Annotated in this window: 23 protein-coding genes; 16 read left to right on the forward strand and 7 right to left on the reverse strand. The window is 70.2% G+C overall.

Features of this window, described 5'->3' with window-relative positions; genetic code table 11:
- Positions 1-295: 295 nt before the first annotated feature.
- Both QM595_RS11660 and QM595_RS11665 read left to right on the forward strand, forming a co-directional pair.
- Positions 296-469: a hypothetical protein gene (locus QM595_RS11660; RefSeq protein WP_415171723.1), complete on the forward strand. Its 174-nt coding sequence runs from the start codon at positions 296-298 to the stop codon at positions 467-469.
- A gap of 4 nt (positions 470-473) precedes the next feature.
- Positions 474-1,334, forward strand: coding sequence for a sucrase ferredoxin (locus QM595_RS11665; RefSeq protein WP_415171724.1), 861 nt, complete (start codon positions 474-476; stop codon positions 1,332-1,334).
- Here QM595_RS11665 and QM595_RS11670 read toward each other — a convergent pair.
- Positions 1,331-2,512, reverse strand: coding sequence for an ROK family transcriptional regulator (locus tag QM595_RS11670; RefSeq protein ID WP_415171725.1), 1,182 nt, complete (start codon positions 2,510-2,512; stop codon positions 1,331-1,333). The two genes, QM595_RS11665 and QM595_RS11670, sit on opposite strands and share 4 nt — an antisense overlap.
- A 173-nt stretch (positions 2,513-2,685) precedes the next feature.
- Between QM595_RS11670 and QM595_RS11675 the strand changes: the two genes are divergently transcribed.
- The 3 genes from QM595_RS11675 to QM595_RS11685 are packed head-to-tail and all read left to right on the forward strand — an operon-like array spanning position 2,686 to position 5,899.
- Positions 2,686-3,828: a sugar ABC transporter substrate-binding protein gene (locus QM595_RS11675; RefSeq protein ID WP_415171726.1), complete on the forward strand. Its 1,143-nt coding sequence runs from the start codon at positions 2,686-2,688 to the stop codon at positions 3,826-3,828.
- Positions 3,828-4,652, forward strand: a complete 825-nt coding sequence (locus QM595_RS11680; RefSeq protein WP_415171727.1) for an ATP-binding cassette domain-containing protein — start codon at positions 3,828-3,830, stop codon at positions 4,650-4,652. The genes QM595_RS11675 and QM595_RS11680 overlap by 1 nt, the downstream gene beginning before the upstream one ends.
- Entirely contained in the window at positions 4,649-5,899 is a 1,251-nt protein-coding gene (locus QM595_RS11685; protein ID WP_415171728.1) for a sugar ABC transporter permease, read from the forward strand. Before QM595_RS11680 ends, QM595_RS11685 begins: the two co-directional genes overlap by 4 nt.
- A gap of 213 nt (positions 5,900-6,112) precedes the next feature.
- Here QM595_RS11685 and QM595_RS11690 read toward each other — a convergent pair whose 3' ends face one another.
- The gene (locus QM595_RS11690; RefSeq protein WP_415171729.1) at positions 6,113-8,227 is read right to left on the reverse strand and encodes an MMPL family transporter; all 2,115 of its coding nucleotides are present in this window, start codon (positions 8,225-8,227) and stop codon (positions 6,113-6,115) included.
- 192 nt (positions 8,228-8,419) lie between these two features.
- Between QM595_RS11690 and QM595_RS11695 the strand changes: the two genes are divergently transcribed.
- The 4 genes from QM595_RS11695 to QM595_RS11710 all read left to right on the forward strand — a co-directional run bounded on the left by QM595_RS11695 (position 8,420) and on the right by QM595_RS11710 (position 10,562).
- On the forward strand, positions 8,420-8,923 hold the full coding sequence (locus QM595_RS11695; protein ID WP_415171730.1) for a riboflavin kinase: 504 nt from the start codon (positions 8,420-8,422) through the stop codon (positions 8,921-8,923).
- A 3-nt stretch (positions 8,924-8,926) separates the two neighbouring features.
- On the forward strand, positions 8,927-9,634 hold the full coding sequence (locus QM595_RS11700) for a riboflavin kinase (protein ID WP_415171731.1): 708 nt from the start codon (positions 8,927-8,929) through the stop codon (positions 9,632-9,634).
- 158 nt (positions 9,635-9,792) lie between these two features.
- A complete protein-coding gene (locus QM595_RS11705) occupies positions 9,793-10,092 on the forward strand; it encodes an NADPH-dependent FMN reductase (protein ID WP_415171732.1) in 300 nt (99 codons plus the stop codon).
- Complete coding sequence (locus QM595_RS11710) at positions 10,089-10,562, forward strand: ketopantoate reductase family protein (protein ID WP_415171733.1); 474 nt, start codon at positions 10,089-10,091, stop codon at positions 10,560-10,562. The genes QM595_RS11705 and QM595_RS11710 overlap by 4 nt, the downstream gene beginning before the upstream one ends.
- Before the next feature lie 16 nt (positions 10,563-10,578).
- On the opposite strand, the gene QM595_RS11715 is transcribed toward QM595_RS11710, so the two are convergent.
- Positions 10,579-10,929, reverse strand: a complete 351-nt coding sequence (locus QM595_RS11715; RefSeq protein ID WP_415171734.1) for a VOC family protein — start codon at positions 10,927-10,929, stop codon at positions 10,579-10,581.
- 119 nt (positions 10,930-11,048) lie between these two features.
- On the opposite strand from QM595_RS11715, the gene QM595_RS11720 reads away from it, so the two are divergent.
- Positions 11,049-11,636 (forward strand): MerR family transcriptional regulator, encoded by a 588-nt coding sequence (locus QM595_RS11720; RefSeq protein ID WP_415171735.1) that lies wholly within the window; start codon positions 11,049-11,051, stop codon positions 11,634-11,636.
- Here the strand turns inward: QM595_RS11720 and QM595_RS11725 are convergent.
- Positions 11,611-12,639, reverse strand: a complete 1,029-nt coding sequence (locus tag QM595_RS11725) for an LLM class F420-dependent oxidoreductase (RefSeq protein ID WP_415171736.1) — start codon at positions 12,637-12,639, stop codon at positions 11,611-11,613. The two genes, QM595_RS11720 and QM595_RS11725, sit on opposite strands and share 26 nt — an antisense overlap.
- An 80-nt stretch (positions 12,640-12,719) precedes the next feature.
- Here QM595_RS11725 and QM595_RS11730 point away from each other — a divergent pair, with 80 nt between their 5' ends.
- Positions 12,720-13,427: an acyltransferase gene (locus QM595_RS11730; RefSeq protein ID WP_415171737.1), complete on the forward strand. Its 708-nt coding sequence runs from the start codon at positions 12,720-12,722 to the stop codon at positions 13,425-13,427.
- Between the two features lie 11 nt (positions 13,428-13,438).
- Here QM595_RS11730 and QM595_RS11735 read toward each other — a convergent pair whose 3' ends face one another.
- A complete protein-coding gene (locus QM595_RS11735; protein ID WP_415171738.1) occupies positions 13,439-13,756 on the reverse strand; it encodes a hypothetical protein in 318 nt (105 codons plus the stop codon).
- The gene (locus tag QM595_RS11740) at positions 13,753-14,895 is read right to left on the reverse strand and encodes a PspC domain-containing protein (protein WP_415171739.1); all 1,143 of its coding nucleotides are present in this window, start codon (positions 14,893-14,895) and stop codon (positions 13,753-13,755) included. Before QM595_RS11740 ends, QM595_RS11735 begins: the two co-directional genes overlap by 4 nt.
- 145 nt (positions 14,896-15,040) lie before the next feature.
- On the opposite strand from QM595_RS11740, the gene QM595_RS11745 reads away from it, so the two are divergent.
- From QM595_RS11745 to QM595_RS11755, 3 genes are read left to right on the forward strand one after another with little or no spacing between them, the layout of a single operon-like run.
- A complete protein-coding gene (locus QM595_RS11745; RefSeq protein ID WP_415171740.1) occupies positions 15,041-16,309 on the forward strand; it encodes a PspC domain-containing protein in 1,269 nt (422 codons plus the stop codon).
- Positions 16,302-16,940, forward strand: a complete 639-nt coding sequence (locus tag QM595_RS11750; protein WP_415171741.1) for a LuxR C-terminal-related transcriptional regulator — start codon at positions 16,302-16,304, stop codon at positions 16,938-16,940. Before QM595_RS11745 ends, QM595_RS11750 begins: the two co-directional genes overlap by 8 nt.
- Positions 16,941-16,950: 10 nt before the next feature.
- Positions 16,951-17,313, forward strand: a complete 363-nt coding sequence (locus QM595_RS11755) for a hypothetical protein (RefSeq protein ID WP_415171742.1) — start codon at positions 16,951-16,953, stop codon at positions 17,311-17,313.
- 186 nt (positions 17,314-17,499) lie between these two features.
- Here the strand turns inward: QM595_RS11755 and QM595_RS11760 are convergent, their stop codons facing one another.
- Positions 17,500-18,519, reverse strand: a complete 1,020-nt coding sequence (locus QM595_RS11760) for an LLM class flavin-dependent oxidoreductase (RefSeq protein ID WP_415171743.1) — start codon at positions 18,517-18,519, stop codon at positions 17,500-17,502.
- 27 nt (positions 18,520-18,546) lie between these two features.
- On the opposite strand from QM595_RS11760, the gene QM595_RS11765 reads away from it, so the two are divergent.
- Together QM595_RS11765 and pcrA are read left to right on the forward strand one after the other, a co-directional pair.
- Positions 18,547-18,714, forward strand: coding sequence for a hypothetical protein (locus QM595_RS11765; protein ID WP_415171744.1), 168 nt, complete (start codon positions 18,547-18,549; stop codon positions 18,712-18,714).
- Between the two features lie 38 nt (positions 18,715-18,752).
- Positions 18,753-21,170 (forward strand): DNA helicase PcrA, encoded by a 2,418-nt coding sequence (gene pcrA / locus QM595_RS11770; RefSeq protein ID WP_415171745.1) that lies wholly within the window; start codon positions 18,753-18,755, stop codon positions 21,168-21,170.
- Positions 21,171-21,251: the final 81 nt, after the last annotated feature.

The raw sequence follows: 21,251 nt of genomic DNA on the forward strand, positions 1-21,251 counted from the left end.
AATCCCAGCCCCACAAGCCCCATCCGTCACAGACGCCACGCCGGTCACACCGCCACGTTTCCCCAGGTCACAACGCCATCAGTCGACCTTTCCGGCGCCCTGCTGAGGGAGGGAGTTACTTTTCTCGGCATTTCTCTTACTTTCGGATATTTCGGAATAGTTAGAGAATACGCGGAATTTCCGGTCTGTCAAATAGCATATCTGTTTATCAATTGCAACTGATAAACGCCAATCAGCTACAACTGATCTTCAATATGATGTTTCGAGTGGGAGTGAGACCAAGGTCGACGGTTGGATGCGGGAGCACATCGTCGAGCGGCATGCCGGTGCGGTCAGACCGGCTCGCATGGTGAGCGTGAACATCGAGGCGGGTGAGTTCTTCACGTCTTTGATCGAGTTGGTCGAGCGTGCGCCGCACGTGGTCTCCGTTGCCGTGATCGAGATCGAGGTCACCGCTCATCTAGGCTGACCGGGTGGAAGAACGGTGCTCGGTGCTCTCGCGCGAGCGGGACGAGCCGATGACGGGCACCGCGTTCCCCCAGGGTGGGCTGCTGCTCGTCGAGCAGCCGGGCGCATGGGGCCGCGGCGGGCTGGGGGAGTCCGACCTCGACCCCGACGTCGCGCGGGCGGTGGAGGCGCGCGCCGCGACGGCCGACCTCAAGACGCTGGCGATCCGCACCCTCGGTCGTCCCGAGGAGCGGGTACGCCGGTGGGCGGTCCGCATCCCCGGCTCGCCGGTGACCTGCTGGGGCACCTTCGGCGCCGACACCGACCTGCTCGACCTGCCGCTGGACGGCTCGGCCGGCGACCCGAGCGCGGAGGATCTCTACCTCGTCTGCACCCACGCCAAGCGCGACCGGTGCTGCGCGGTCCTCGGCCGCGAGCTGGGCCTGGCGCTGGAGCGACGGCGACCGGGCCGGGTGTGGGGCTGCAGCCACACCGGCGGCCACCGGTTCGCGCCGGTGGTGGTCGCCGCCTCGGGTGCGGCCGCCCCCAGTGTCATGTACGGGCGAGTGGGCGCGGCGGACCTCGACGAGGTCGTCTCCGCGACCCTGTCCGGCCACACCGTGCCGCGGCTGCTGCGTGGCGTCAACGGCCTCTCCGGTGCCGCTCAGGCCGCCCTCGGCCACGCCCAGCTGCGCACCGGCGCGAGCGGCCTCGCCGACTGGGAGGTCCGCGCCGAGAGCGAGCTCGGCGACGGCCGCTGGGAGGTCCGGCTGGCCGGTCCCGGCGGCGACCACGCCGTCGTCGTGACACTCACCCGCGACCAGACGCCGTTCCCGAGCTGCGGCAAGCCGGGCCCCGAGCCTCAGCCGCACTACGGCGTCGGCTAGCCGACGGCCAGCTGGGTGCGCTCCGCGGCGGCGAGTACGGCGCCGACCAGCGAGGCCCGCTCGCCGAGCTCGCTGGCCAGTACCGGGGTGAGGGCGACCGCGTCGAGGGCATGGCGGCGCAGCCCGATCCGGGCCGACTCCAGCAGCAGCTCACCGGCCCGGGCCATGTCGCCGCCGACCACCACCAGATCGGGGTTGAGCAGGTTGACGACGCCGGCCAGCCCCCAGCCGAGGTGGAGGCCGGCGTCCTCCAGCGCCCGCCGGGAGGAGGCGTCACCGTCCCGCGCCAGCGCCACGACGTCATCGAAGTCGGCGCCGGGATGCTGACCTGACAGCATGGCGAGCACGTTGGCGGTGGAGGTGTAGGCCTCCAGGCAGCCGCGCCCGCCGCACCGGCATGGCGGTCCCTGCTCGTCGAGGGTGAGATGGCCGAGCTCGCCGGCGGTGCCGCTGGCGCCGTGATAGATCCTGCCGTCCAGCACGATCCCCGCGCCCACACCGGAGGAGAGCTTGACGAAGACCGAGCTGCTGTGACCCTGCGCGACGCCCTGCCGGTGCTCGGCCAGGGCACCCAGGTTGGCGTCGTTCTCGACGTCGACCGGCGTCCCGAAGGCGTCCTCCGCGGCGGCGAGGGAGTCGACATTGTGCCAGCCGGGCAGGATCCCGGCGGCGCGTACGACGCCGCCGCTGATGGGCGCCGGCACGCCCATGCCGACCCGCAGCACCGGGGCGTGCCCGGCTGCCAGGCCGGTGAGCAGCGCGGCCGCCAGCTTGAGCGAGTCGTCGTAGGCGTGGGTGGGCTCGAGCGCCTGCCGCTCCTCGGCGATGATCTCGCCGGTCAGGTCGCCGACGGCGACGGCGACGTGGGAGTGACCGAAGTCGACCCCGGCCACCAGCCCGGCCGAGCGCGAGATCCAGACCGACGAGCCGCGTCGACCGGAGCCGGCCTCGGTCTCGACGAGCCCGGTGCCCGCCAGCTCCCGGACGATATTGGAGACGGTGGCCGGGGCGAGCCCGGTCAGCCGGGCCAGTTCGGCCTGGGTGTGCCGGGCCGAGGGCCCGCCGCGAAGGACGTCGAGGACCCGCTGCTGGTTGGCGGTGCGCAACGCCGCGGTCGACCCGGGTGAGGCGGCTGCGGGGGAGGCTGACCCGGGAGAGCGAGCGTTGCGGCGGGCCATGCGGCTCACTGTGCAACTAACAGGGAGTTAACGTCAAGAGCTGGCGACAACAAGAACCTAGATAACGATTTCGACTACGTAGTCTTCAAGTCTTGACGACAAACATGTGACGGCTAACACTTTCAATCGTTCCCACCGGCGGCGGCAGCCGCCTCAGCTTCGAGGAGAAGAACGTGACCACACCCCTTCGGCGTACCGCCGCTCGCCCGCTCATCATGCTCGGTGCCCTTGCGCTCGGTGCCGCCGGCCTGGCCGCCTGTGGCGCCAACGACTCCGAGGGTGGCAGCGACGCCGACGCCAGCGTCAGCGAGAGCGCCAGCTCCAGTGGCGGTGGTGGCGGCGCCACCATCGCGCTGCTCCTGCCCGAGTCCAAGACCACCCGCTACGAGGCCTTCGACAAGCCACTCTTCGAGAAGAAGGTCGGTGAGCTCTGCGCCGACTGCGAGGTGTCCTACTACAACGCAGACCAGGACGAGGCCAAGCAGTCCGAGCAGCTCGAGACCGCCATCACCGAGGGGGCGAAGGTGATCGTGCTCGACCCGGTCAACGGCGACGGCGCCGGCGGCATGATCGAGTCGGCCCACGCGGCCAGCATCCCGGTCATCGCCTACGACCGCTTCATCGAGGGCGCCGACTACTACATGTCCTTCGACAACGAGACCGTCGGCAAGATCCAGGGTCAGGCCCTCGTCGACGCGATGGGTGGCAAGGGCGACATCCTGATGCTCAACGGTGCCCCGAGCGACCCGAACGCCGCCCAGTTCAAGAAGGGTGCCCACAGCGTTATCGACGCCAGCGACATCAAGGTGCTCGAGGAGTACGACAACCCCGACTGGAGCCCGGAGAACGCCCAGCAGTTCGTCACCGACCAGTTGAGCAAGTACGACCCGTCCGAGATCAACGGCGTCTACGCGGCCAACGACGGCCAGGCCGGCGGCGTGGTCGCCGCGCTGACCGGCGCCGGCGTGGCGGCCGACGCGCTGCCGCCGATCACCGGCCAGGACGCCGAGCTCGCCGCCGTGCAGCGCATCATCGCCGGTGAGCAGTCGATGACCGTCTACAAGCCCATCCCGATCGAGGCCAACACCGCTGCCGAGGTCGCCGTCGACCTGGCCACCGGCACCGACGTCCCTGCCACGACCGAGTCGGGCATCGCGCAGTCGGACTACGAGGGCGTCACGTCGTTCATCTTCACCCCGATCGCCGTCACCAAGGACAACGTGACGGACACCATCATCGCCGACGGGTTCTACTCCGCGTCCGACATCTGCACCGGCGACTACGCCGACGCGTGCACTGCGGCGGGCATCTCCTGATGACCGAAGCCGGCATGCCGGCACCGGCGAGGACGGCGTCCGCTTCGGGCGCCGTCCTCGCCCTGTCCGGGATCAACAAGCGATTCGGCGCCGTCCAGGCGCTCACCGACGTCAGCATCGAGGTCAATGCCGGCGAGGTCGTCGCGCTGGTGGGCGACAACGGCGCGGGCAAGTCGACGCTGGTGAAGGTCATCTCGGGCGTCTACCAGCCCGACGAGGGCACCATCGCCATCGAGGGCCGCTCGGTCTCCGTGGCTGGGCCGTCGGCGGCGCAAGGGCTGGGCATCGCCACGGTGTTCCAGGACCTGGCGCTGTGCGACAACCTCGACGTCGTCGCGAACCTCTTCCTCGGCCAGGAGAAGCACACCGTCGGCGTGCTCGACGAGGTCGGCATGGAGCAGGAGGCGTGGCGGCTGCTGCGCAGCCTGTCGGCGAAGATCCCCTCGGTCCGCATCCCGATCGCCTCGCTGTCCGGTGGCCAGCGGCAGACCGTCGCCATCGCCCGCAGCTTGATCGGCGCGCCCAAGGTGGTGCTGCTCGACGAGCCGACCGCAGCGCTGGGCGTCGCCCAGACCGCCGAGGTGCTCAACCTCGTCGAGCGACTGCGCGACAACGGCCTCGGCGTCATCCTGATCAGCCACAACATGGCCGACGTACAAGCCGTCGCCGACCGCATCTACGTGCTGCGACTGGGCCGCAACGCCGCCGAGTTCCGCGTCGAGGAGGCCACCACCGAGCAGCTCGTCGCCGCCATCACCGGCGCCTCCGACAACGTGGTGGCCGCCCGGGCCGAGCGCAAGAGCCACCAGGGAGACCCGTCATGACCGAGACCCAAGAGACACCAGCCGTCGCCGCCGACCTGCTCGACGAGCGGCTCATCAGCTCCGAGGGCTTCGGCGCCTACCTGCGCGCTCAGGCCAACCGGCTCCGCTCGGGCGACCTCGGCAGCCTGCCGGTGATCACCGGCCTGGTCATCATCTCGGTGGGCTTCTACCTCAAGGAGCCCACCTTCCTGTCCTCCCGCAACCTGGTCACCATCACCCAGTTCGCGGCCCCGACCGGCGTCATCTCGCTGGGCATCGTGCTGGTGCTGCTGCTGGGGGAGATCGACCTGTCCGTCGGATCGGTCAGCGGTGTCTCGGCGGCCATCATGGCGGTGCTCGTCGTCAACCACGGCTACTCCGAGATCGTCGCGGTCCTGGCGGCGCTCGTCACCGGCCTGGTGATCGGCCTGTTCTACGGCCTGCTGTTCACCAAGATCGGGGTGCCGTCGTTCGTCTTCTCGCTGGCCGGCCTGCTCGGCTTCCAGGGCCTGCTGCTGTGGGTGCTCGGCAAGAACGGCACCATCAACCTGCCCCAGGACTCCTGGCTGCGCGACTTCACCCGGACCAAGTTCGTGGGCGACACGGCGTCGTACCTGCTGGTGGCGCTTGCCGTACTGGTCTTCCTGGGCAGCCAGCTGTGGCAGATCCGCACCCGCAAGGCAGCCGGGCTGAGCACGGCCTGGCTGCCGATGATCGTGGGGAAGACCGTCGGCCTGGCGGTGCTGCTGGGCTACCTGACCTACTACGTCAACATCGACCGTGGCTTCAGCTACCTGTGGATCTTCTTCGTCATCCTGGTGATCGCGTTGGACTTCGTGCTGCGCCGCACCACGTGGGGACGACACGTGTTCGCCGTTGGTGGCAACGTGGAGGCGGCCCGCCGCTCCGGCATCAAGGTCAACGGCGTCTACCTGTCGGTCTTCGCCGCGACCTCGGTCTTCGCCGCGCTGGGCGGGCTGCTGGCGGCGGGGCTGCAGACCAGCGTCTCCCAGGCCAGCGGCACCACCGACACCAACCTGATGGCCATCGCGGCTGCCGTCATCGGCGGCACGTCGCTGTTCGGCGGCCGTGGCTCGGCCTACTCGGCGCTGCTGGGCATCCTGGTGTTGCAGGCGATCTCCAGCGGCCTCAACCTGCTCGGTGTCGACAGCTCGGTGCGGTTCATGGTGACCGGCGCGGTGCTGCTGCTCGCGGTCGCGATCGACTCCGTCAGCCGCAGGGCCCGCGCCTCCAGCGGCCGCGGCTAGGGGTGAGCAGTCCCAAACTGACGCCCAGATAGCCGTGAGCAGTCCCAAACTGACATGCAAACGGCGGTGACCCGTCGCAGGCTGTCAGGGGCCTCCGGTCAGTTTGGGACTGTTCACTGCGGGTGAGGTGTCAGTTTGGGACTGCTCACCGCCACTTGCATGTCAGTTTGGGGCTGTTCACCGGGGATGGGGTGTCAGTTTGCGACCGGTCGGCTATTCGTCATCAGGGATGATGTCGCGGTCGAGCTGGCTGGGCCACCAGATCACTCCGCCCAGGTCGAGGTTGATGGCGGTCACCAGCACCGACCTGACGACCATGGTGTCGAGCATGACCCCCAGCGCCACCGCCGTCGCGATCTCCGCGAGGAAGACCAGCGGGAGGGTGCCAAGCACCGCGAACGTCGCGGCCAGCACCAGGCCGGCAGAGGTGATCACGCCGCCGGTCGAGGCGAGCGCCACCAGTGAGCCCTGCTGGGTCCCGTTCGTCATCGTCTCCTCGCGGACCCTGGTCATCAGGAAGATGTTGTAGTCGATGCCCAGCGCGACGAGGAAGACGAAGACGAACAGCGGGAAGGAGGAGTCCGCCATGTCGAAGCCCCAGATGTACTTGAAGATCAGCGACGAGATGCCCAGTGCGGCACCGAACGACAGCACCACGGTGAGGATCAGGATCACCGGCGCCAGCACCGAGCGCAGCAGGAGCAGCAGGATCACCAGCACCACCAGCAGGATGAGCGGGATGACGACCCGATTGTCGTGCTGGGAGGCGGCCTTGGTGTCGAGGAAGAGCGCCGCGGAGCCGCCCACGAGCGCGTCCGCGCCGTCGACCCGGTGCACCGCCTCGCGCACCGCTCTGACCTGGTCGGCCGCCTCGTCGCTGGCGGGGTCGATGGTCTGAGTGATCTCGAGGTACTTCACCCCGTCGACCGGCGGGACGTCCTGGTTGACCTCGCCCAGGCCCGGCACGGTCGCGATGGCGGCGACCACGCCCTCGGCCGCCGCCTCCTCGGCGACCACCTGGATCGGGGTGGAGGTGTCGACCAGGCCGTGCTCGGTCAGGATCCGCTGGCCGATGACCGAGTCGAGGTCCTTGGTGTACTGCTCGTCGCTGGGGATGTTGCCGGTCTTGAGGGTGAGCAGGCCCAGGCAGGCGAGGCCGAGGATCACTGCGGTCGCCACCCAGACCTGGCGCGGCTTGGGCGCGATCCAGTTGCCGACCCGCGCCCAGAAGCCGGTCGTGGTCGGCTCCCGCGAGCCGTACGACGGCCGGGCGGGCCAGAACATCCAGCGGCCGAAGATGACCAGCAGCGCGGGAAGCAGTGTCACCATGACCAGCAGCGTGACCACGATGCCGACGGCGGCGACCGGGCCCAGGCCGGCGGTGGAGTTCATCTCGGCGAAGAGCAGCACCATCATGCCGATCGCGACGGTCGAGGCCGAGGCGATGATCGCCGGCGCGGCCCGATGCAGCGCGAACGCCATCGCCTCGTGCCGGTCGGCATGGTTGCGCAGCTCCTCGCGGTAGCGGGCCACCAGCAGCAGCGCGTAGTCCGTGCCGGCCCCGATCACCAGCACCGAGAGGATGGCCTGGCTCTGGCCGTTGACCGTCACGCCGGCGTACTTGGCGAGGAAGTAGATGACCGCCTCGGCGGTGAACAGCGACACCACGGCGGAGAAGATCGGCAGCATCCACAGGATCGGACTGCGGTAGGTGAACAGCAGGATCACGATGACCACGCCGAGCGCGGCGAACAGCAGCGTGCCGTCGATGCCGCCGAACGCCTCGGCCGCGTCCGCCGCGCCACCGCCCGTGCCGGCCAGATGGGTGTCGACGCCGTCGATGTGGGCGATCTCGCGGAGCTGGTCGGCGACGTCGGGGAGCTTGTTCCACCCCTCGGAGCCCAGGTTGAACGTGACATAGGACTCCGCCACCTCGCCGTCGGCCGACACCAGGCCCAGCTGCTGGCCGCTGGCAAGGTCGGTCGGGAAGGTCACCGGCGGGGTCTGCCCGTCGTCGACGACGCCGTCGATCCCCGCGATCTGTCCAGCCTGGTCGGCGATGGCGGCGAAGTCGCTGTCGGTGAGACCGCCGGACCGGTGGTAGACGACGATCGTGGGGATGTCGTCCTGGTCGGCGAAGGCGCCGAGCTTGCCGAGCGCCTTGGTCGACTCCGCCGAGTCGGGCAGCCAGGAGGAGGCCTCGTTGTTCTGGACATCGGTGAGCTTCTGGGCGAAGCCGCCGGCGACCGCGAAGATCACCAGCCAGGCGACGAGGACCAGCCACTTGGTGATCCGGCCGGTGAGCTTTCCTGCGATGGCGAGGTGCATGTCGACCACTCCAGCATATTTGGCACTCGACATGCATCGGGGTTTCCCCCGATGCGGACCGCGACTGTCCCTGACCTGTCCGGTGCCGCGTTGGAAACACCGGCGCAAAGACGTCTTTACCCGCCCGGCCGGTTCCGGCAACAGCACTCGGATGCACTGGTGTCGTCGCATCAGCCATGACGAGGAGTTGAGATGTCGCTCAGTGCACCTGAAACCGCTGTCGTCCCCGGCGTGGCCGGGCCGGCGCGCCCGACCGATCGGCCCCGGGTCTTCGAGACCTGGACCCTGGTCGAGGGACCCGTCGAGCACGGTGACAAGCGCGGCCGCGAGCTCGGCTTCCCGACCGCGAACCTCCCGATCGAGGACGGTGTCGCCCGCGACGGGGTCTGGGCCGCGACGGTGGAGCTTGCTGACGGCCGGCTGGTCCCGGCGACGGTGTCGATCGGCCGCCGCACCACGTTCTACGGCCGTGACGGCGTACGACTCCTCGAGGCCTTCCTGCTCGACTTCTCCGAGGACATCTACGGCCAGCACATCCGGGTCTGGATCGGCCACCGCCTCCGGCTCCAGAAGCGGTTCTCGTCCGTCGAGGCGCTCATCGAGCAGATGCGGTCCGACGTCGACGACACCCGCGAGTGGGCGAAGGTGACGCCGTGGTTCCTGACCCAGGCCAGCCGGGACTGGACCGGCAGGTAGGCAGTGGCGGCACCGTCAGACCCGGGCGAGCCACCCGAGACGACCGACCTGCCCGAGGTCATCCGCATCGACGGCGTCGTTGTACCCGGTGACCGCCGTAGCCGCCAGTGGGGCTTCCCGACGGCGAACCTCCCCGCCGCCGACATCCCGTGTCCCGACGGGGTCTACGCCGGCATCGTGCGCCGCGACCTCGCCGGCCGTACGACGGCCCAGGTGGCGGCGGTCTCCGTCGGCCGCCGACCGGTCCTCGGACCTGGCGGGCCCCGACTCGTGGAGGCACATCTGCTGGGCTTCCGCGGCGACCTCGACGCGGCCCGGCTGCGCATCGAGCTGTGCGCCTGGCTGCGCCCGCAGCAGACCTATCCCGACATGCCCGCGCTGGTGCGGCAGCTCTTCGTCGACGTCACCCGGACCAAGGCCTGGGCGCTGCGCCGCGGCCTGCGCGACCTGCTGCCGGTCGGGGCACGCGCCGAGGCCCGCTGGCAGCGTGACGGCTCCGGACAGCTCCGGCGGGTTCCGGTGCGCGACGAGACGACCGTGAGCCTCCGCCGGGCGCTGCGTCGCGAGGAGCTGATCCGCGCGGCGGTCCGCGACGCGCCGCAGGACGTGCTCGACCACGAGCTCGTCTCGCTGGTCACCGGTCTCCCGGTCGGATATCTCAAGTGGCGCTATCCCACGATCGAGGTGCTTCGTGCCGCGGTCGGCGGATGACACAGGCGGCGCAATCGACGTTTTACCCCCGAAACCTCGCTCAGAAATGCGCCATCCCTTGACTCGAGCCCAGACGATGGCCCACCACCCGGGCGTCATCGCGGAGATCCGATCGGAGGCGCTGGATGGTCGTGGCAGTCGTAGGCAACCCCAAACCGATGTCACGCACCCGGGCGGCCGCCGAGCTGATCGCCGAGCGGCTGACCGGCACGCCGCCCACCGCCGTCGTCGACGTGGTCGACCTCGGTGCCGGCCTGCTGGGCTGGGGCGACGCTGCGGTCGCCGAGGCCAAGAAGACCGTCCTGGAGGCGGAGGCGCTGATCGTGGCCTCGCCCACCTTCAAGGCCACCTACACCGGGCTGCTCAAGCTCTTCCTGGACCAGTTCGGCCAGGGGGAGCTGGGCGCTACCCGGCGGGAGCCGACGAGCTGGCCGAGCGGATCGCAGGCGACCTGGTGACGGCGGGCTTCGTCTCCCAGGCCCGCGAGGACGTGATGGCCTGGAAGTACCGCAAGCTGATCGCCAACCTCGGCAACGGCGTGGGCGCCAGCTTCGTCGACAATGCCGCGGCCGACGAGCTGCTGCGGCTCGCCCGGGCCGAGGGCGAGGAGGTGCTGGCCGCGGCCGGCATCGACGCGGTGAGCGCCCAGGCGGACCAGGACCGCCGGGGCGAGCACATCGTGCGCCGGGCCCATCGGGAGAAGGCCTCGGGTGGGAGCTCTACCTGGCAGAGCGTGGCCCGCGGCGCGGGCAGCGTCGAGATCGACTACCTCTCCGGTGAGATCGTCATGCTCGGCCGGCTCCACGGCGTGCCGACCCCGGTCAACGAGTACGTCCAGGAGACGACGGCACGGCTCGCTCGCGACCGCCTCGCCCCGGGGAGCATCGACGCCGCCGAGTTCCTCGACGGGCTGCTGGCGTCGCGTTGACGGGTCGGCGGCCCGCTCAGCGGGGGAGCGACTTGTAGAAGACCAGGCCGTTGCCCTGGTTGTCGTAGACCACCGCGCGGCGCTCGTGGGCGTCGTCGTACGGCGCCTTCACGATCGCGCCACCGTCGGCCTCGACCGCCGCCGCGGCGGCATCCACGTCCTCGGTCTTGATGCCGACCACCACCTTGCCGGGGAGCGGATGGTCGACCGGGGTGGCCAGTGCGATGGTGACCGCGCCGCCGTCGAGGGCGGCGTAGTGGGTGCCGTCGCGGAACTTCAGCGCGAAGCCGAGAGACTCGTAGAACGCGATCGAGTCGTCCAGATTGTCGGTCGACAGCACGATCTGCCGGATCTGATGGTCGCTCACGTTGGTCTCCTCTGGGTCCGGGCCGTGTTCGCCCCGGATTCTGCCGACTTGATATTTCGACTGTACTGCGCCGGTCGCCTCCCCGAGCACAGCGATCTTGACAGGACTACTGTGACAGTGTGCAGCTGACCATCGACGAGCTGGCCGCCGAGGCCGGCATGACCGTGCGCAACGTTCGCTACTACGCCAGTCTCGGCCTGATCCCCGCTCCGGTACGGCGGGGGCGGATCGCCTACTACGGCGAGGATCACCTGGCCCGGCTGGCGCTGGTGCGGGCGCTGCAGGAGCACGGCTTCACCCTGCAGGCGGTGGAGCGGTTCCTGGCGGCGCTGCCGGCCGACATCACCCCGGCCGACCTGGCGATGCAGCGGGCCATGATCACCTCCTGGACCTCGGACCCGGAGGCGCTGGACCGGATCGGTGCCGAGCTGGCCTCACTCGGTCTGTCCCGCGACCTGCTGGCAGCCACGCAGCAGGTGGTGGAGCGGCACATGGCTGGGCTGGCCACCGAGCTCGCCGAGCTCTACACCGACCTGCGTACCGAGCCGTGGCGGCGGCGCCACCACACCCCGGCGGAGGCCGAACAGCTCGAGAAGCTGCTGCCGCGCATCCGCGAGCTGACCCTCGAGGGCGTCGTCGCCAGCTTTCAGCGGGCGGTCAACGACGTCATCGCGCAGGCGCTCACACCCACTCGCGCAGAGTCCTGATCGTGGCCGCCGGGTCGTCGCCGACGGGGGTCACCTGCAGGCTGGTGACGCCGGCCTCGGCGAAGGCCGCGATCCGCTCCCTGACATAGGACTCCGGGCCGACCAGGTTCGTCAGCTCCAGGAACTCATGAGGCACCTTGCCCTCGGCGTCGCGCTTGTTGCCGCCCAGATAGAGCTCCTGGATCTCCTCGGCCTCCTTCTCGAAGCCGTACTCGCAGGCCAGGTCGTAGTAGAAGTTCTTGCCCTTGGCGCCCATGCCGCCGATGTAGAGCGCGGCGAACGGCCGAGCCAGGTCCAGCGCCGACTTCACGTCCTCGCCGATCGCGACCACGCCGCCGGCGTTGATCCGCAGCGTGCCCAGGCCCGGGTCGCGCTTGGCGGTGCCGGTGGCGAGGGCGTCGCCCCAGACCTGCTTGGCCTTCTCGGGCAGGAAGAAGATCGGCAGCCAGCCGTCGGCGACCTCGGCGGTCATCGCGACGTTCTTGCCGCCCAGCGCCGCCACATAGATCGGCAGGTCGGCGCGCTCGGGGCGGTTGAGCAGCTTCAGCGGCTTCCCCAGGCCCAGCCCCTGGCCGGCCGGCAGCGGCAGCGTGACCGTCTTGCCCTGGTAGACCAGCTTCTCGTGGCGCAGCCCCATCCGCAGGATGTCGACGACCTCCCGGGTGCGAGTCAGCGGCCGGTCGTAGGCCAGCCCGTGGAAGCCTTCGACGACCTGCGGCCCACTGGCGCCGAGACCCATGATGGCGCGGCCACCGCTGACGTTGTCGAGCCCGGCCGCGGTCTGCAGCAGCGTTCCCGGCGTACGGCTGAAGACGTTGAGGATGCCGGCGCCGATCTGGACCGTCTCGGTCTTCGCGGCCAGGTAGCCCATCAGGCTCACCGCGTCGAAGCCGTACGGCTCGGCCACCCAGATCTCGTCCAGCCCCGCCTTCTCCAGGCCGATCACCTGGTCGGCGGTCTCGCGGGGGTTCCCGAAGTAGGTCAGCGGCATCGAGAGCAACATGTGTCGCAACCTACTCCAGGGTTCGGTACGACGGCAGCAGGGCTCAGCCGGTTGTCGCCCCGACTGATAGGAATGGGCCCATGTCTGTGACGGCCGCGCACCGCGACCGGCTCCGCTCCGCCGGGGTGCCTGGCGACGTACTCGACACGCTCGACCTCCGGCCGGTCGAGGCCGGTCTGCCGGAGTGGTGGCCGCGCAACGGCAACGCGCTCTACGCCGTCCCCGGCACCGACCTGCCCGACCGGCTGCTCGACGCGATGACGCAGATCGAGCTCTCCGGCGCGCTGCTCGCGTTCGGCTCCGACCTGACGGCGGTGGCCTCGCTGCTGCTCGGCGGCGACGACGCCACGGTGTTCCTCGGCGCGGGCGTCACCCTGATGTTCGGCGAGATCTGGTGCGGCGCCCGGTCCTCCATCGTGCTCACCGGACCCGTCGTCGGCACCGCGCGGCCGTTCATCGACGCCCGCAACGGCGGCTCGATCGTTGCCGAGGCCGACCAGCTCTGGGCCGCCGACGTCACCGTGTCGACCGACGACATGCACCGGCTGGAGGACCTGGCCACGGGCGAGCGGCTCAACCCGTACGGCGCCCACATCCGTCTGGGCAAGCACATCTGGCTCGGCCGCGACGCCTATGTCACCGGCAACACCGAGATCGGCGAGGGCAGCGTCGTCGGCGCCCGCTCGCTGGTGCGCTCCCAGAAGGTGCCCGCCAACACCGCCGTCGCCGGCACCCCCGCCCGGGTGATCCGCGAGGGCGTCACCTGGCGCGGCGAGGACACCCCGTGACGGGTGGGCTGCTAGCGCGTCTCACTCTCTCCACGGTGCGGCAACTGGTGGCGGCTGGCATCGATTCGACGGTCGGGAGGGGCAGACGCCACCAGTTTCGTGCCGTGCTTCCTGGTTGACGAGATCGCGATGGCGATCAGGCCGACCGCACCGGCGACGAGCCAGGGGATCGGCAGCAGCCAGCGAATGTCGTCCCCGGTGACCAGGTCGCCCTCGATCAGCGCCCAGCCGCCGACGAAGCAGAGGAACGCCAACCCCATCACCAGGTGACCCACGTTGACCGGGTGCCGCCCGGTCGTCTCCGATGCGGTCTCGAACTCGTCGCTCATCGCCTGCTCCATCCTGAGTAGTCGGGCCACTGGAAGTCGCTCTCCTGCTTGATCTCGACAGCGCCGACCCCGAGGTGGACGACGAGGTCGACACTCGGCTGGCCGGCGTCGCCGCTCACGCTGCCGGAGGCATCGACGCCGAGGCCGTCCTGCTGGGGGCCGTCGAGGAGCATGACCTCGCCGACTCCCACGTTGGCGTCCACCTGCACGCTCCACTGGTCGGGCACGACGACGGAGACCTTGCCGATGCCGGCGCCGATCTTGAGCGTGTGGTCGTCGAGCGCGGCCGGGTCGCTCACCTTCGTCAGGTCGACCAGCAGCTCGCCGGCGCCGATCTCGTAGTCGCCCGTGATGGCGGCCGCTGCCGTCGTCGGCGCCGCGTAGACCTGGCCCGAGGGGCGGTCGATCTGCTCCGCCGCCACGCTGCCGGCCAGCCACATCGTGGCGACCAGGCCGACCATGGTCAGGCCACCGGCCCGGCCCCAGAAGGCACCCAGCACCAGCATCACGCCGGTGACCCCGACCGCCAGCGCGGCGTACGCCGAGGCCGAGACGTCGGCGCCCGCTACGTCGATCAGCCCGAGGGCGCCCTCCAGCAGCGCCATCAGCGCCAGCGTGAACCAGAACAGGATCGGGCCGCGTCGGCGCGGCGGGTGGTGGGGCGGCGGTGTCGGATCCGCCTGATCGCGTTGGGCGGCCCGGAACCGGTCGCCCCGGCCGAGCACGACCAGCGCGATCAGGCCGATCGCCAGCAGCGGCCAGGGGAAGGCCCAGCGCCCGAACGAGTCCCCCAGCAGCGCCAGCACGCTGATCCCGCCGGCGATGTAGAGGACGAAGGAGCGGGTCCGTGGGTCCAGGTCGATGGGTGCCCGGTCGGTGTCCTCGGCCGGGACGAACAGGCAGCCGGCGACGTACAGCAGGATGCCGGCGCCGCCGAAGAACACCAGCACCACGAAGACCACGCGCATGATGACCGGATCGATGTCGAGGTGTCGCGCCAGGCCGCCGGCGACGCCGCCGAGGTGACGGCCCTCCGGACTGCCGTTGACGGTACGACGCAGCCGGCCGAGGTCGCGGACCTCGGCGCTGCTGACGCGGGGGCCGGCCTGATCGCTGGGAGGTTGCTCGGTCGTGCTCATGGCATCAACTCTGGCCCTCGCGCAGGCTCCCGGCCATCGGGGACCACCCTGATTCGTCACTGTGTGCCGCGGGCCCGGATCAGGGTCCGCTCGGGGTCGCTCCTCATGGTTCGCGCACTGGTGAAGGTGTGAGGATTGAGCCATCATGACCGCCCAGCCACTCGACCGGATGCCCCGCAAGGCCAGCCGGGACACCCAGAACCCCGTCCTCGGCGGGGTGGCCGCCGGACTGGCCCGCCACCTGGGCCTGCCGGTGCTGTGGGTGCGGGTCGCCTTCGTGGCGCTGGCCGTTCTCCAGGGCCTCGGCGTCGCGCTGTACGCCGGCCTGTGGCTGTGCCTGCGGCCCGACTCCCACTTCGAGACCGACACCCCCGGCGGCGAGAGCGCCAGCCGCGGCGGCCGCCGGCCGGGGCCGATGCGACGGCTCGCCGACGCCGGGCCGGCCATCGCCCTTGCCGCGCTGGGGATCGGTGTCATCCTCGTCGTCGAGGCGCTCTTCGGGGTCGGCGCGATCTTCTGGCCGCTGATCCTGGCGGTGGCCGGCATCGCGTTGCTGTGGCGGCAGGCCGACGAGGCGCAGCGGGAGCGGTGGCTGGACCAGACCGGCCGGCTCGACGTGCTCCGGCTGGTCGTCGGCGGCGGCTGGGCGGCCTGGGTCCGCATCGCGGCCGGCATCGCCCTGCTCGGTGTGGCGGTCGTCCTGCTGCTCTTCGACAACGGCCACGTCGTCGGCGGTGCCGAGGGCGCGCTGCTCGCCGCGGTCTTCGTGCTGGTGGCGCTGACCGTGGTCGTCGGGCCGTGGCTGCACAGCCTGGGCACCGATCTGTCTGCCGAACGCGAGGAGCGGATCCGCACCCAGGAGCGCGCCGACGTGGCGGCGCACCTGCACGACTCGGTGCTGCAGACCCTCGCACTGATCCAGAAGAACGCCGCCGATCCAGGCCTGGTCGCCCGGCTCGCCCGCTCCCAGGAGCGCGACCTGCGCTCCTGGCTCTACGCCGGCGAGTCCGCCTCGCCCGACAGCCTGGCCGGCGCGCTGCGGACCGCCGCCGCCGAGGTCGAGGACAGCCACGGCATCGCCGTCGACGTGGTGGTCGTGGGCGACGCGCCGTTCGCGGAGTACCTGCGACCGGTCGCCGCCGCCGCGCGGGAGGCGCTGGTCAACGCGGCCAAGCACGCCCAGGTCTCGCAGGTCTCGGTCTACGCCGAGATCACCGCCACCGAGGTCGAGGTCTTCGTGCGCGACCGAGGCGTCGGGTTCGACACCGACGACGTGCCCGAGGACCGGCACGGCGTCACTGATTCGATCATCGCCCGGATGGAGCGGCACGGCGGCAGCGCCGTGGTGCGGTCCACGCCGGGCGAGGGCACCGAGGTCCATCTCTCATTCCCCGTGGAGGCATCCGATGAGTGACCCCGTGAAGATCGTGATCGTCGACGACCACGCGATGTTCCGCAGGGGCGTGGCGGCCGAGCTGGCGAGCGACGACTCGGTCGAGGTCGTCGGCGAGGCTGCCGACGTCGACGAGGCGGTCGCGGTGATCGCGGAGCGGTCGCCCGCCGTCGTACTCCTCGACGTGCATCTGCCCGGCGGCGGAGGCGTCGAGGTGATGCGCAGGGCGCCCGGACCGCTCTTTCTCGCGCTGTCGGTGAGCGACGCCGCCGAGGACGTCATCGGCACCATCCGGGGCGGCGCTCGTGGCTATGTCACCAAGACGATCACCGGCCCCGAGCTGGTCGCCGCCATCCACCGGATCGCCGAGGGGGACGCGGTCTTCAGCCCGCGGCTGGCCGGCTTCGTGCTCGACGCGTTCGCCGGCTCGATCGACGTGGCGGCCGTCGACGAGGACCTCGACCGGCTCTCCGAGCGCGAGCGTGAGGTGATGCGGCTGATCGCCCGCGGCTACTCCTACAAGGAGGTCGCCAAGGAGCTCTACATCTCCATCAAGACCGTGGAGACGCACATGTCGGCGGTGCTGCGCAAGCTGCAGCTCTCCTCCCGCCACGAGCTCACCCGCTGGGCCTCCGACCGACGGCTGCTGTGAGACTGTGACCATGGAGATCGTGCGCCTCGTCCTGCTCGTCGCCCACCTGCTCGGCTTCGCCGCGCTGGCCGGCGGCCTGCTGACCCAGGTCGGTCAGACCGAGAAGACCGTCACCAAGCTGACGGTGTGGGGTGCCCGGATCGCCTTCCTCGCCGGCGTGCTGCTGGTCGGCGTGCTCGAGTCCGGCGACGGCGACGTCAACCACGCCAAGGTGGGCATCAAGCTGCTCGTCGGCCTGGTCATCGTGGCGCTCGCCGAGGCCAACGCCAAGAAGCCCACCGTCAGCGACGCCGTCTACTACCTCCTGGCCGGCCTGACCCTGGTCAACCTGGTGGTGGCCGTCTTCGTCTCCCCAGCCCACGGCCACTACTAGCCGAGTCGGCAGAAGTGCGGGCTCCAGAGCCGCCGAGTCGGCAGAAGTGCGGGATCCAGAACCGCCGAGTCGGCGCAAGTGCCGGCACGTCACCAGCACTTGTGCCGACTCGACGTCTTTCAGACCTGCACTTGTGCCGACTCGACGTCTTTCAGACCTGCACTTCTGCCGACTCGGCGAGTCCCGTCAGCGCCAGTCGAGCGCCGGGGCGACGTCGGTCAGCACCGACTCGATGAGGTGCGCGTTGTAGTCGACGCCGAGCTGGTTCGGGACGGTCAGCAGCAGCGTGTCAGCGGCAGCGATCGCCTCGTCCTCGGCGAGCTGCTTGACCAGCACATCGGGCTCCGCGGCGTACGTCCTGCCGAACACGGCCCGGAAGTTGTCGATCACGCCGATCTGGTCGCGGCTCTCGCCCTCGCCGCCGAAGTAGGCGCGGTCGAGGTCGCTGGTGATCGGCATGATCGAGCGGCTCACGGACACCCGGGGCTCGAAGTCCCAGTCCTGCTCCGCCCAGGCAGCGCGGAAGACCTCGATCTGCTTGCGCTGCTGGACGTGGAACGGCTCGCCGGACTCGTCCTCCTTCAGCGTGGAGCTCATCAGGTTCATGCCGCGCTCGGCGGACCAGCGCGCGGTGGCGTCACTGCCGGCGCCCCACCAGATCCGTCGCCGCAACCCCTCGGAGTAGGGCTCGATCCGCAGCAGCCCCGGTGGGTTGCCGAACATCGGACGCGGGTTGGGCTGGGCGAAGCCGTCGCCCTCGATGACCTTCAGGAAGACCTCGGTATGACGGCGCGCCATGTCGGCGTCGGTCTCGCCATCCGCGGGCGCGTAGCCGAAGTAGCGCCAGCCGTCGATGACCTGCTCCGGTGACCCGCGCGAGATGCCGAGCTGCAGCCGCCCACCGCTGATCAGGTCCGCCGCGCCGGCGTCCTCGGCCAGGTAGAGCGGGTTCTCGTAGCGCATGTCGATGACGCCCGTCCCGATCTCGATCCGCTCGGTCCTCGCGCCGATCGCCGCCAGCAGCGGGAACGGCGAGCCGTGTTGCCTGGCGAAGTGGTGCACCCGGAAGTAGGCGCCGTCGGCACCCACCTCCTCGACTGCCTGCGCCAGGTCGATGGCCTGGAGGAGTACGTCGGAGGCGGTCCGCGCCTGCGAGCCGGGCGAGTTGGACCAGTGCCCGAAGGACAGGAACCCGATGTTCTTCACATTCACTAGAACGTTCAACTATCTCGGGTGATTCCCTCCGGAACCCGAGGGGTGGCCGGAGGACTCGCGATGGCCAACAACGGCTCGGGCTGGGACACCGTCCTCGAGCTCGACGACGCACAGCCCACCGGCGAGGTCCCGGTCGGCGACCACGGCACCGTCCCACTCGATCTCCCAAGCTTCCTCGACCGCTGACTCCCGTGCATCCCGGCGCGGTTAGGGTTGGGAGCAACATGAGTGTGATTCCCGGTCTCGAAGCCTTCGCCACCCGGCCCGAGCCCGCCCGGAAGGCGGGCCCCAGCGCCGAGGAGCTGCTCGACGGGCTCAACGAGCCGCAGCGGGCGGCCGTCGTACACGAGGGGGCGCCGCTGCTGGTGGTGGCCGGCGCGGGGTCGGGCAAGACCCGGGTGCTGACCCGGCGGATCGCCTGGATCATCTCCCAGCGCAAGGCGCACCCGGGCAGCATCCTGGCGATCACCTTCACCAACAAGGCCGCCGCCGAGATGAAGGAGCGGGTCGAGCAGTTGGTCGGGGGCCGCGCCCGGGTGATGTGGGTGAGCACCTTCCACTCCGCCTGCGTGCGGATCCTCCGCAAGGAGGTGACCCGGATCGGCTACAAGTCCAGCTTCACCATCTACGACGCGGCCGACTCCAAGCGGCTGATGACGCTGGTCTGCCAGGACCTCGACCTCGACCCACGCCGCTACCAGCCCGCGCAGGTGCTCAACTGGGTCAGCGACCAGAAGAACGAGCTGCGCGATCCCGACGACGCCACCAAGGACGCCCGCAACAACCTCGAGGAGACCTACGCCGCGGCGTACACGCTCTATCAGCGGCGGCTGCGCGAGTCCAATGCCTTTGACTTCGACGACCTGATCATGACGACGGTGCACCTGATGCGGGAGTTCCCCGAGGTGCGCGAGACCTACCGGCGCCGGTTCCGGCACGTGCTGGTGGACGAATACCAGGACACCAACCACGCGCAGTACGCCCTGGTCCACGAGCTGTGCGCCGGCAACCCGGAGGATGCGGGCGGCGAGCCCCTCTCTGGTGTGCCCAGCGAACCCGCCGAGCTGATGGTCGTCGGCGATGCCGATCAGTCGATCTACGCTTTCCGCGGCGCCAACATCCGCAACATCCTCGACTTCGAGCAGGACTTCCCCAACGCGACCACGATCCTGTTGGAGCAGAACTACCGCTCCACCCAGACCATCCTCACCGCCGCCAATGCCGTCATCGACAACAACAACGGGCGCAAGCCCAAGCGGCTGTGGAGCGATGCCGGCGACGGCGCGCGGATCGTGGGGTACGTCGCCGACGACGAGCGCGACGAGGCCAGGTTCGTCTCCGACGAGATCGACAAGCTCGTCGACGCCGGCCGGGCTGCCAGCGAGGTCGCGGTCTTCTACCGCACCAACGCACAGTCACGTGTGTTCGAGGAGGTCTTCATCCGGACCGGCCAGCCCTACAAGGTGGTCGGTGGCGTGCGGTTCTACGAGCGTCGCGAGGTGCGCGACGCGCTCGCCTATCTCCGCGCGCTGGCCAACCCCGACGACCAGGTGAGCCTGCGCCGCATCGTCAACACCCCCAAGCGGGGCATCGGCGATCGAGCCATCGCCTGCGTCAACGCGCTGGCCGAGCGCGACGGGATCACCTTCTGGGAGGCGCTGCGGCGCGCGGACGACGCGCCCGGGCTGGCGACCCGGTCGCTGACCAGCATCCGCTCCTTCGTCGCGCTGATCGAGGAGCTGCTGTCGATGGTAGAGGCGGCCGAGCGGGCCGACGTGATCCTCGAGTCGGTGCTCGCCCGGTCGGGCTACCTCGACGAGCTCGAAGCCTCCGACGACCCCCAGGATGCGACCCGCGTCGAGAACCTCGCCGAGCTCGTCGCCGTCGCCCGCGAGTTCAGCGACGACCCCGTCGCGGGCCCATCCGCCGACCCCGCCGACGTCGACGCGGGCACCGTGTCGCCCGGCCTGACCGACTTCCTGGAGCGGGTCGCGCTGGTCGCCGACTCCGATCAGATACCCCAGGACGGCGAGGGCGTCGTCACCCTGATGACCCTGCACACCGCCAAGGGACTGGAGTTCCCGGTGGTCTTCCTCACCGGCATGGAGGACGGCGTCTTCCCGCACTCGCGCACGCTCGGTGACACCCACGAGCTGGAGGAGGAGCGCCGGCTCGCCTATGTCGGCATCACCCGCGCCCGGGAGAGGGTCTTCCTCTCCCATGCGATGGTCCGATCCGCCTGGGGCGCGCCGATGCACAACCCGCCGAGCCGGTTCCTGTCCGAGCTGCCGATCGACCTGGTCGACTGGCGTCGTACGGCGGCGGACCAGTCCCGTTGGTCGCGTCCCGACGTGTCTGGCGGTGCTGGTTACGACGGCGGGGGTGGCCTGGCCACCCCCACGGCTCGCGGCCGCCGCAACTTCTCCTCGGCCGCGCTGCGCGCCGACGCGGCGTCCAAGGCGAAGCCCGCCGGGGAGATCCCGGCACTGGAGCCCGGCGACCGGGTCACCCACAACTCCTTCGGCATGGGCACGGTGGTGACCGTCGAGGGTGTCGCCGAGAAGGCCGTGGCGAGCATCGACTTCGGATCGCAGGGCGTCAAGCGGCTGCTGCTCCGCTACGCCCCCGTCGAGAAGCTCTGACGCCGAGTCGGCAGAAGTGCAGGTCCCAGAGGGCGCGAGTCGGCAGAAGTGCAGGTCCCAGAGGGCGCGAGTCGGCAGAAG

It is taken from the genome of Nocardioides sp., from assembly GCF_047607185.1.
Lineage (GTDB): Bacteria > Actinomycetota > Actinomycetes > Propionibacteriales > Nocardioidaceae > Nocardioides.

Coding starts and splice junctions, on each gene's coding strand:
- QM595_RS11660 (WP_415171723.1), top strand. CDS start 296: ATGCGGGAGCACATCGTCGAGCGGCATGCCGGTGCGGTCAGACCGGCT.
- QM595_RS11670 (WP_415171725.1), bottom strand. CDS start 2,512: ATGGCCCGCCGCAACGCTCGCTCTCCCGGGTCAGCCTCCCCCGCAGCC.
- QM595_RS11680 (WP_415171727.1), top strand. CDS start 3,828: ATGACCGAAGCCGGCATGCCGGCACCGGCGAGGACGGCGTCCGCTTCG.
- QM595_RS11685 (WP_415171728.1), top strand. CDS start 4,649: ATGACCGAGACCCAAGAGACACCAGCCGTCGCCGCCGACCTGCTCGAC.
- QM595_RS11690 (WP_415171729.1), bottom strand. CDS start 8,227: ATGCACCTCGCCATCGCAGGAAAGCTCACCGGCCGGATCACCAAGTGG.
- QM595_RS11695 (WP_415171730.1), top strand. CDS start 8,420: ATGTCGCTCAGTGCACCTGAAACCGCTGTCGTCCCCGGCGTGGCCGGG.
- QM595_RS11705 (WP_415171732.1), top strand. CDS start 9,793: ATGTCACGCACCCGGGCGGCCGCCGAGCTGATCGCCGAGCGGCTGACC.
- QM595_RS11725 (WP_415171736.1), bottom strand. CDS start 12,639: ATGTTGCTCTCGATGCCGCTGACCTACTTCGGGAACCCCCGCGAGACC.
- QM595_RS11730 (WP_415171737.1), top strand. CDS start 12,720: ATGTCTGTGACGGCCGCGCACCGCGACCGGCTCCGCTCCGCCGGGGTG.
- QM595_RS11735 (WP_415171738.1), bottom strand. CDS start 13,756: ATGAGCGACGAGTTCGAGACCGCATCGGAGACGACCGGGCGGCACCCG.
- QM595_RS11740 (WP_415171739.1), bottom strand. CDS start 14,895: ATGAGCACGACCGAGCAACCTCCCAGCGATCAGGCCGGCCCCCGCGTC.
- QM595_RS11745 (WP_415171740.1), top strand. CDS start 15,041: ATGACCGCCCAGCCACTCGACCGGATGCCCCGCAAGGCCAGCCGGGAC.
- QM595_RS11750 (WP_415171741.1), top strand. CDS start 16,302: ATGAGTGACCCCGTGAAGATCGTGATCGTCGACGACCACGCGATGTTC.
- QM595_RS11755 (WP_415171742.1), top strand. CDS start 16,951: ATGGAGATCGTGCGCCTCGTCCTGCTCGTCGCCCACCTGCTCGGCTTC.
- pcrA (WP_415171745.1), top strand. CDS start 18,753: ATGAGTGTGATTCCCGGTCTCGAAGCCTTCGCCACCCGGCCCGAGCCC.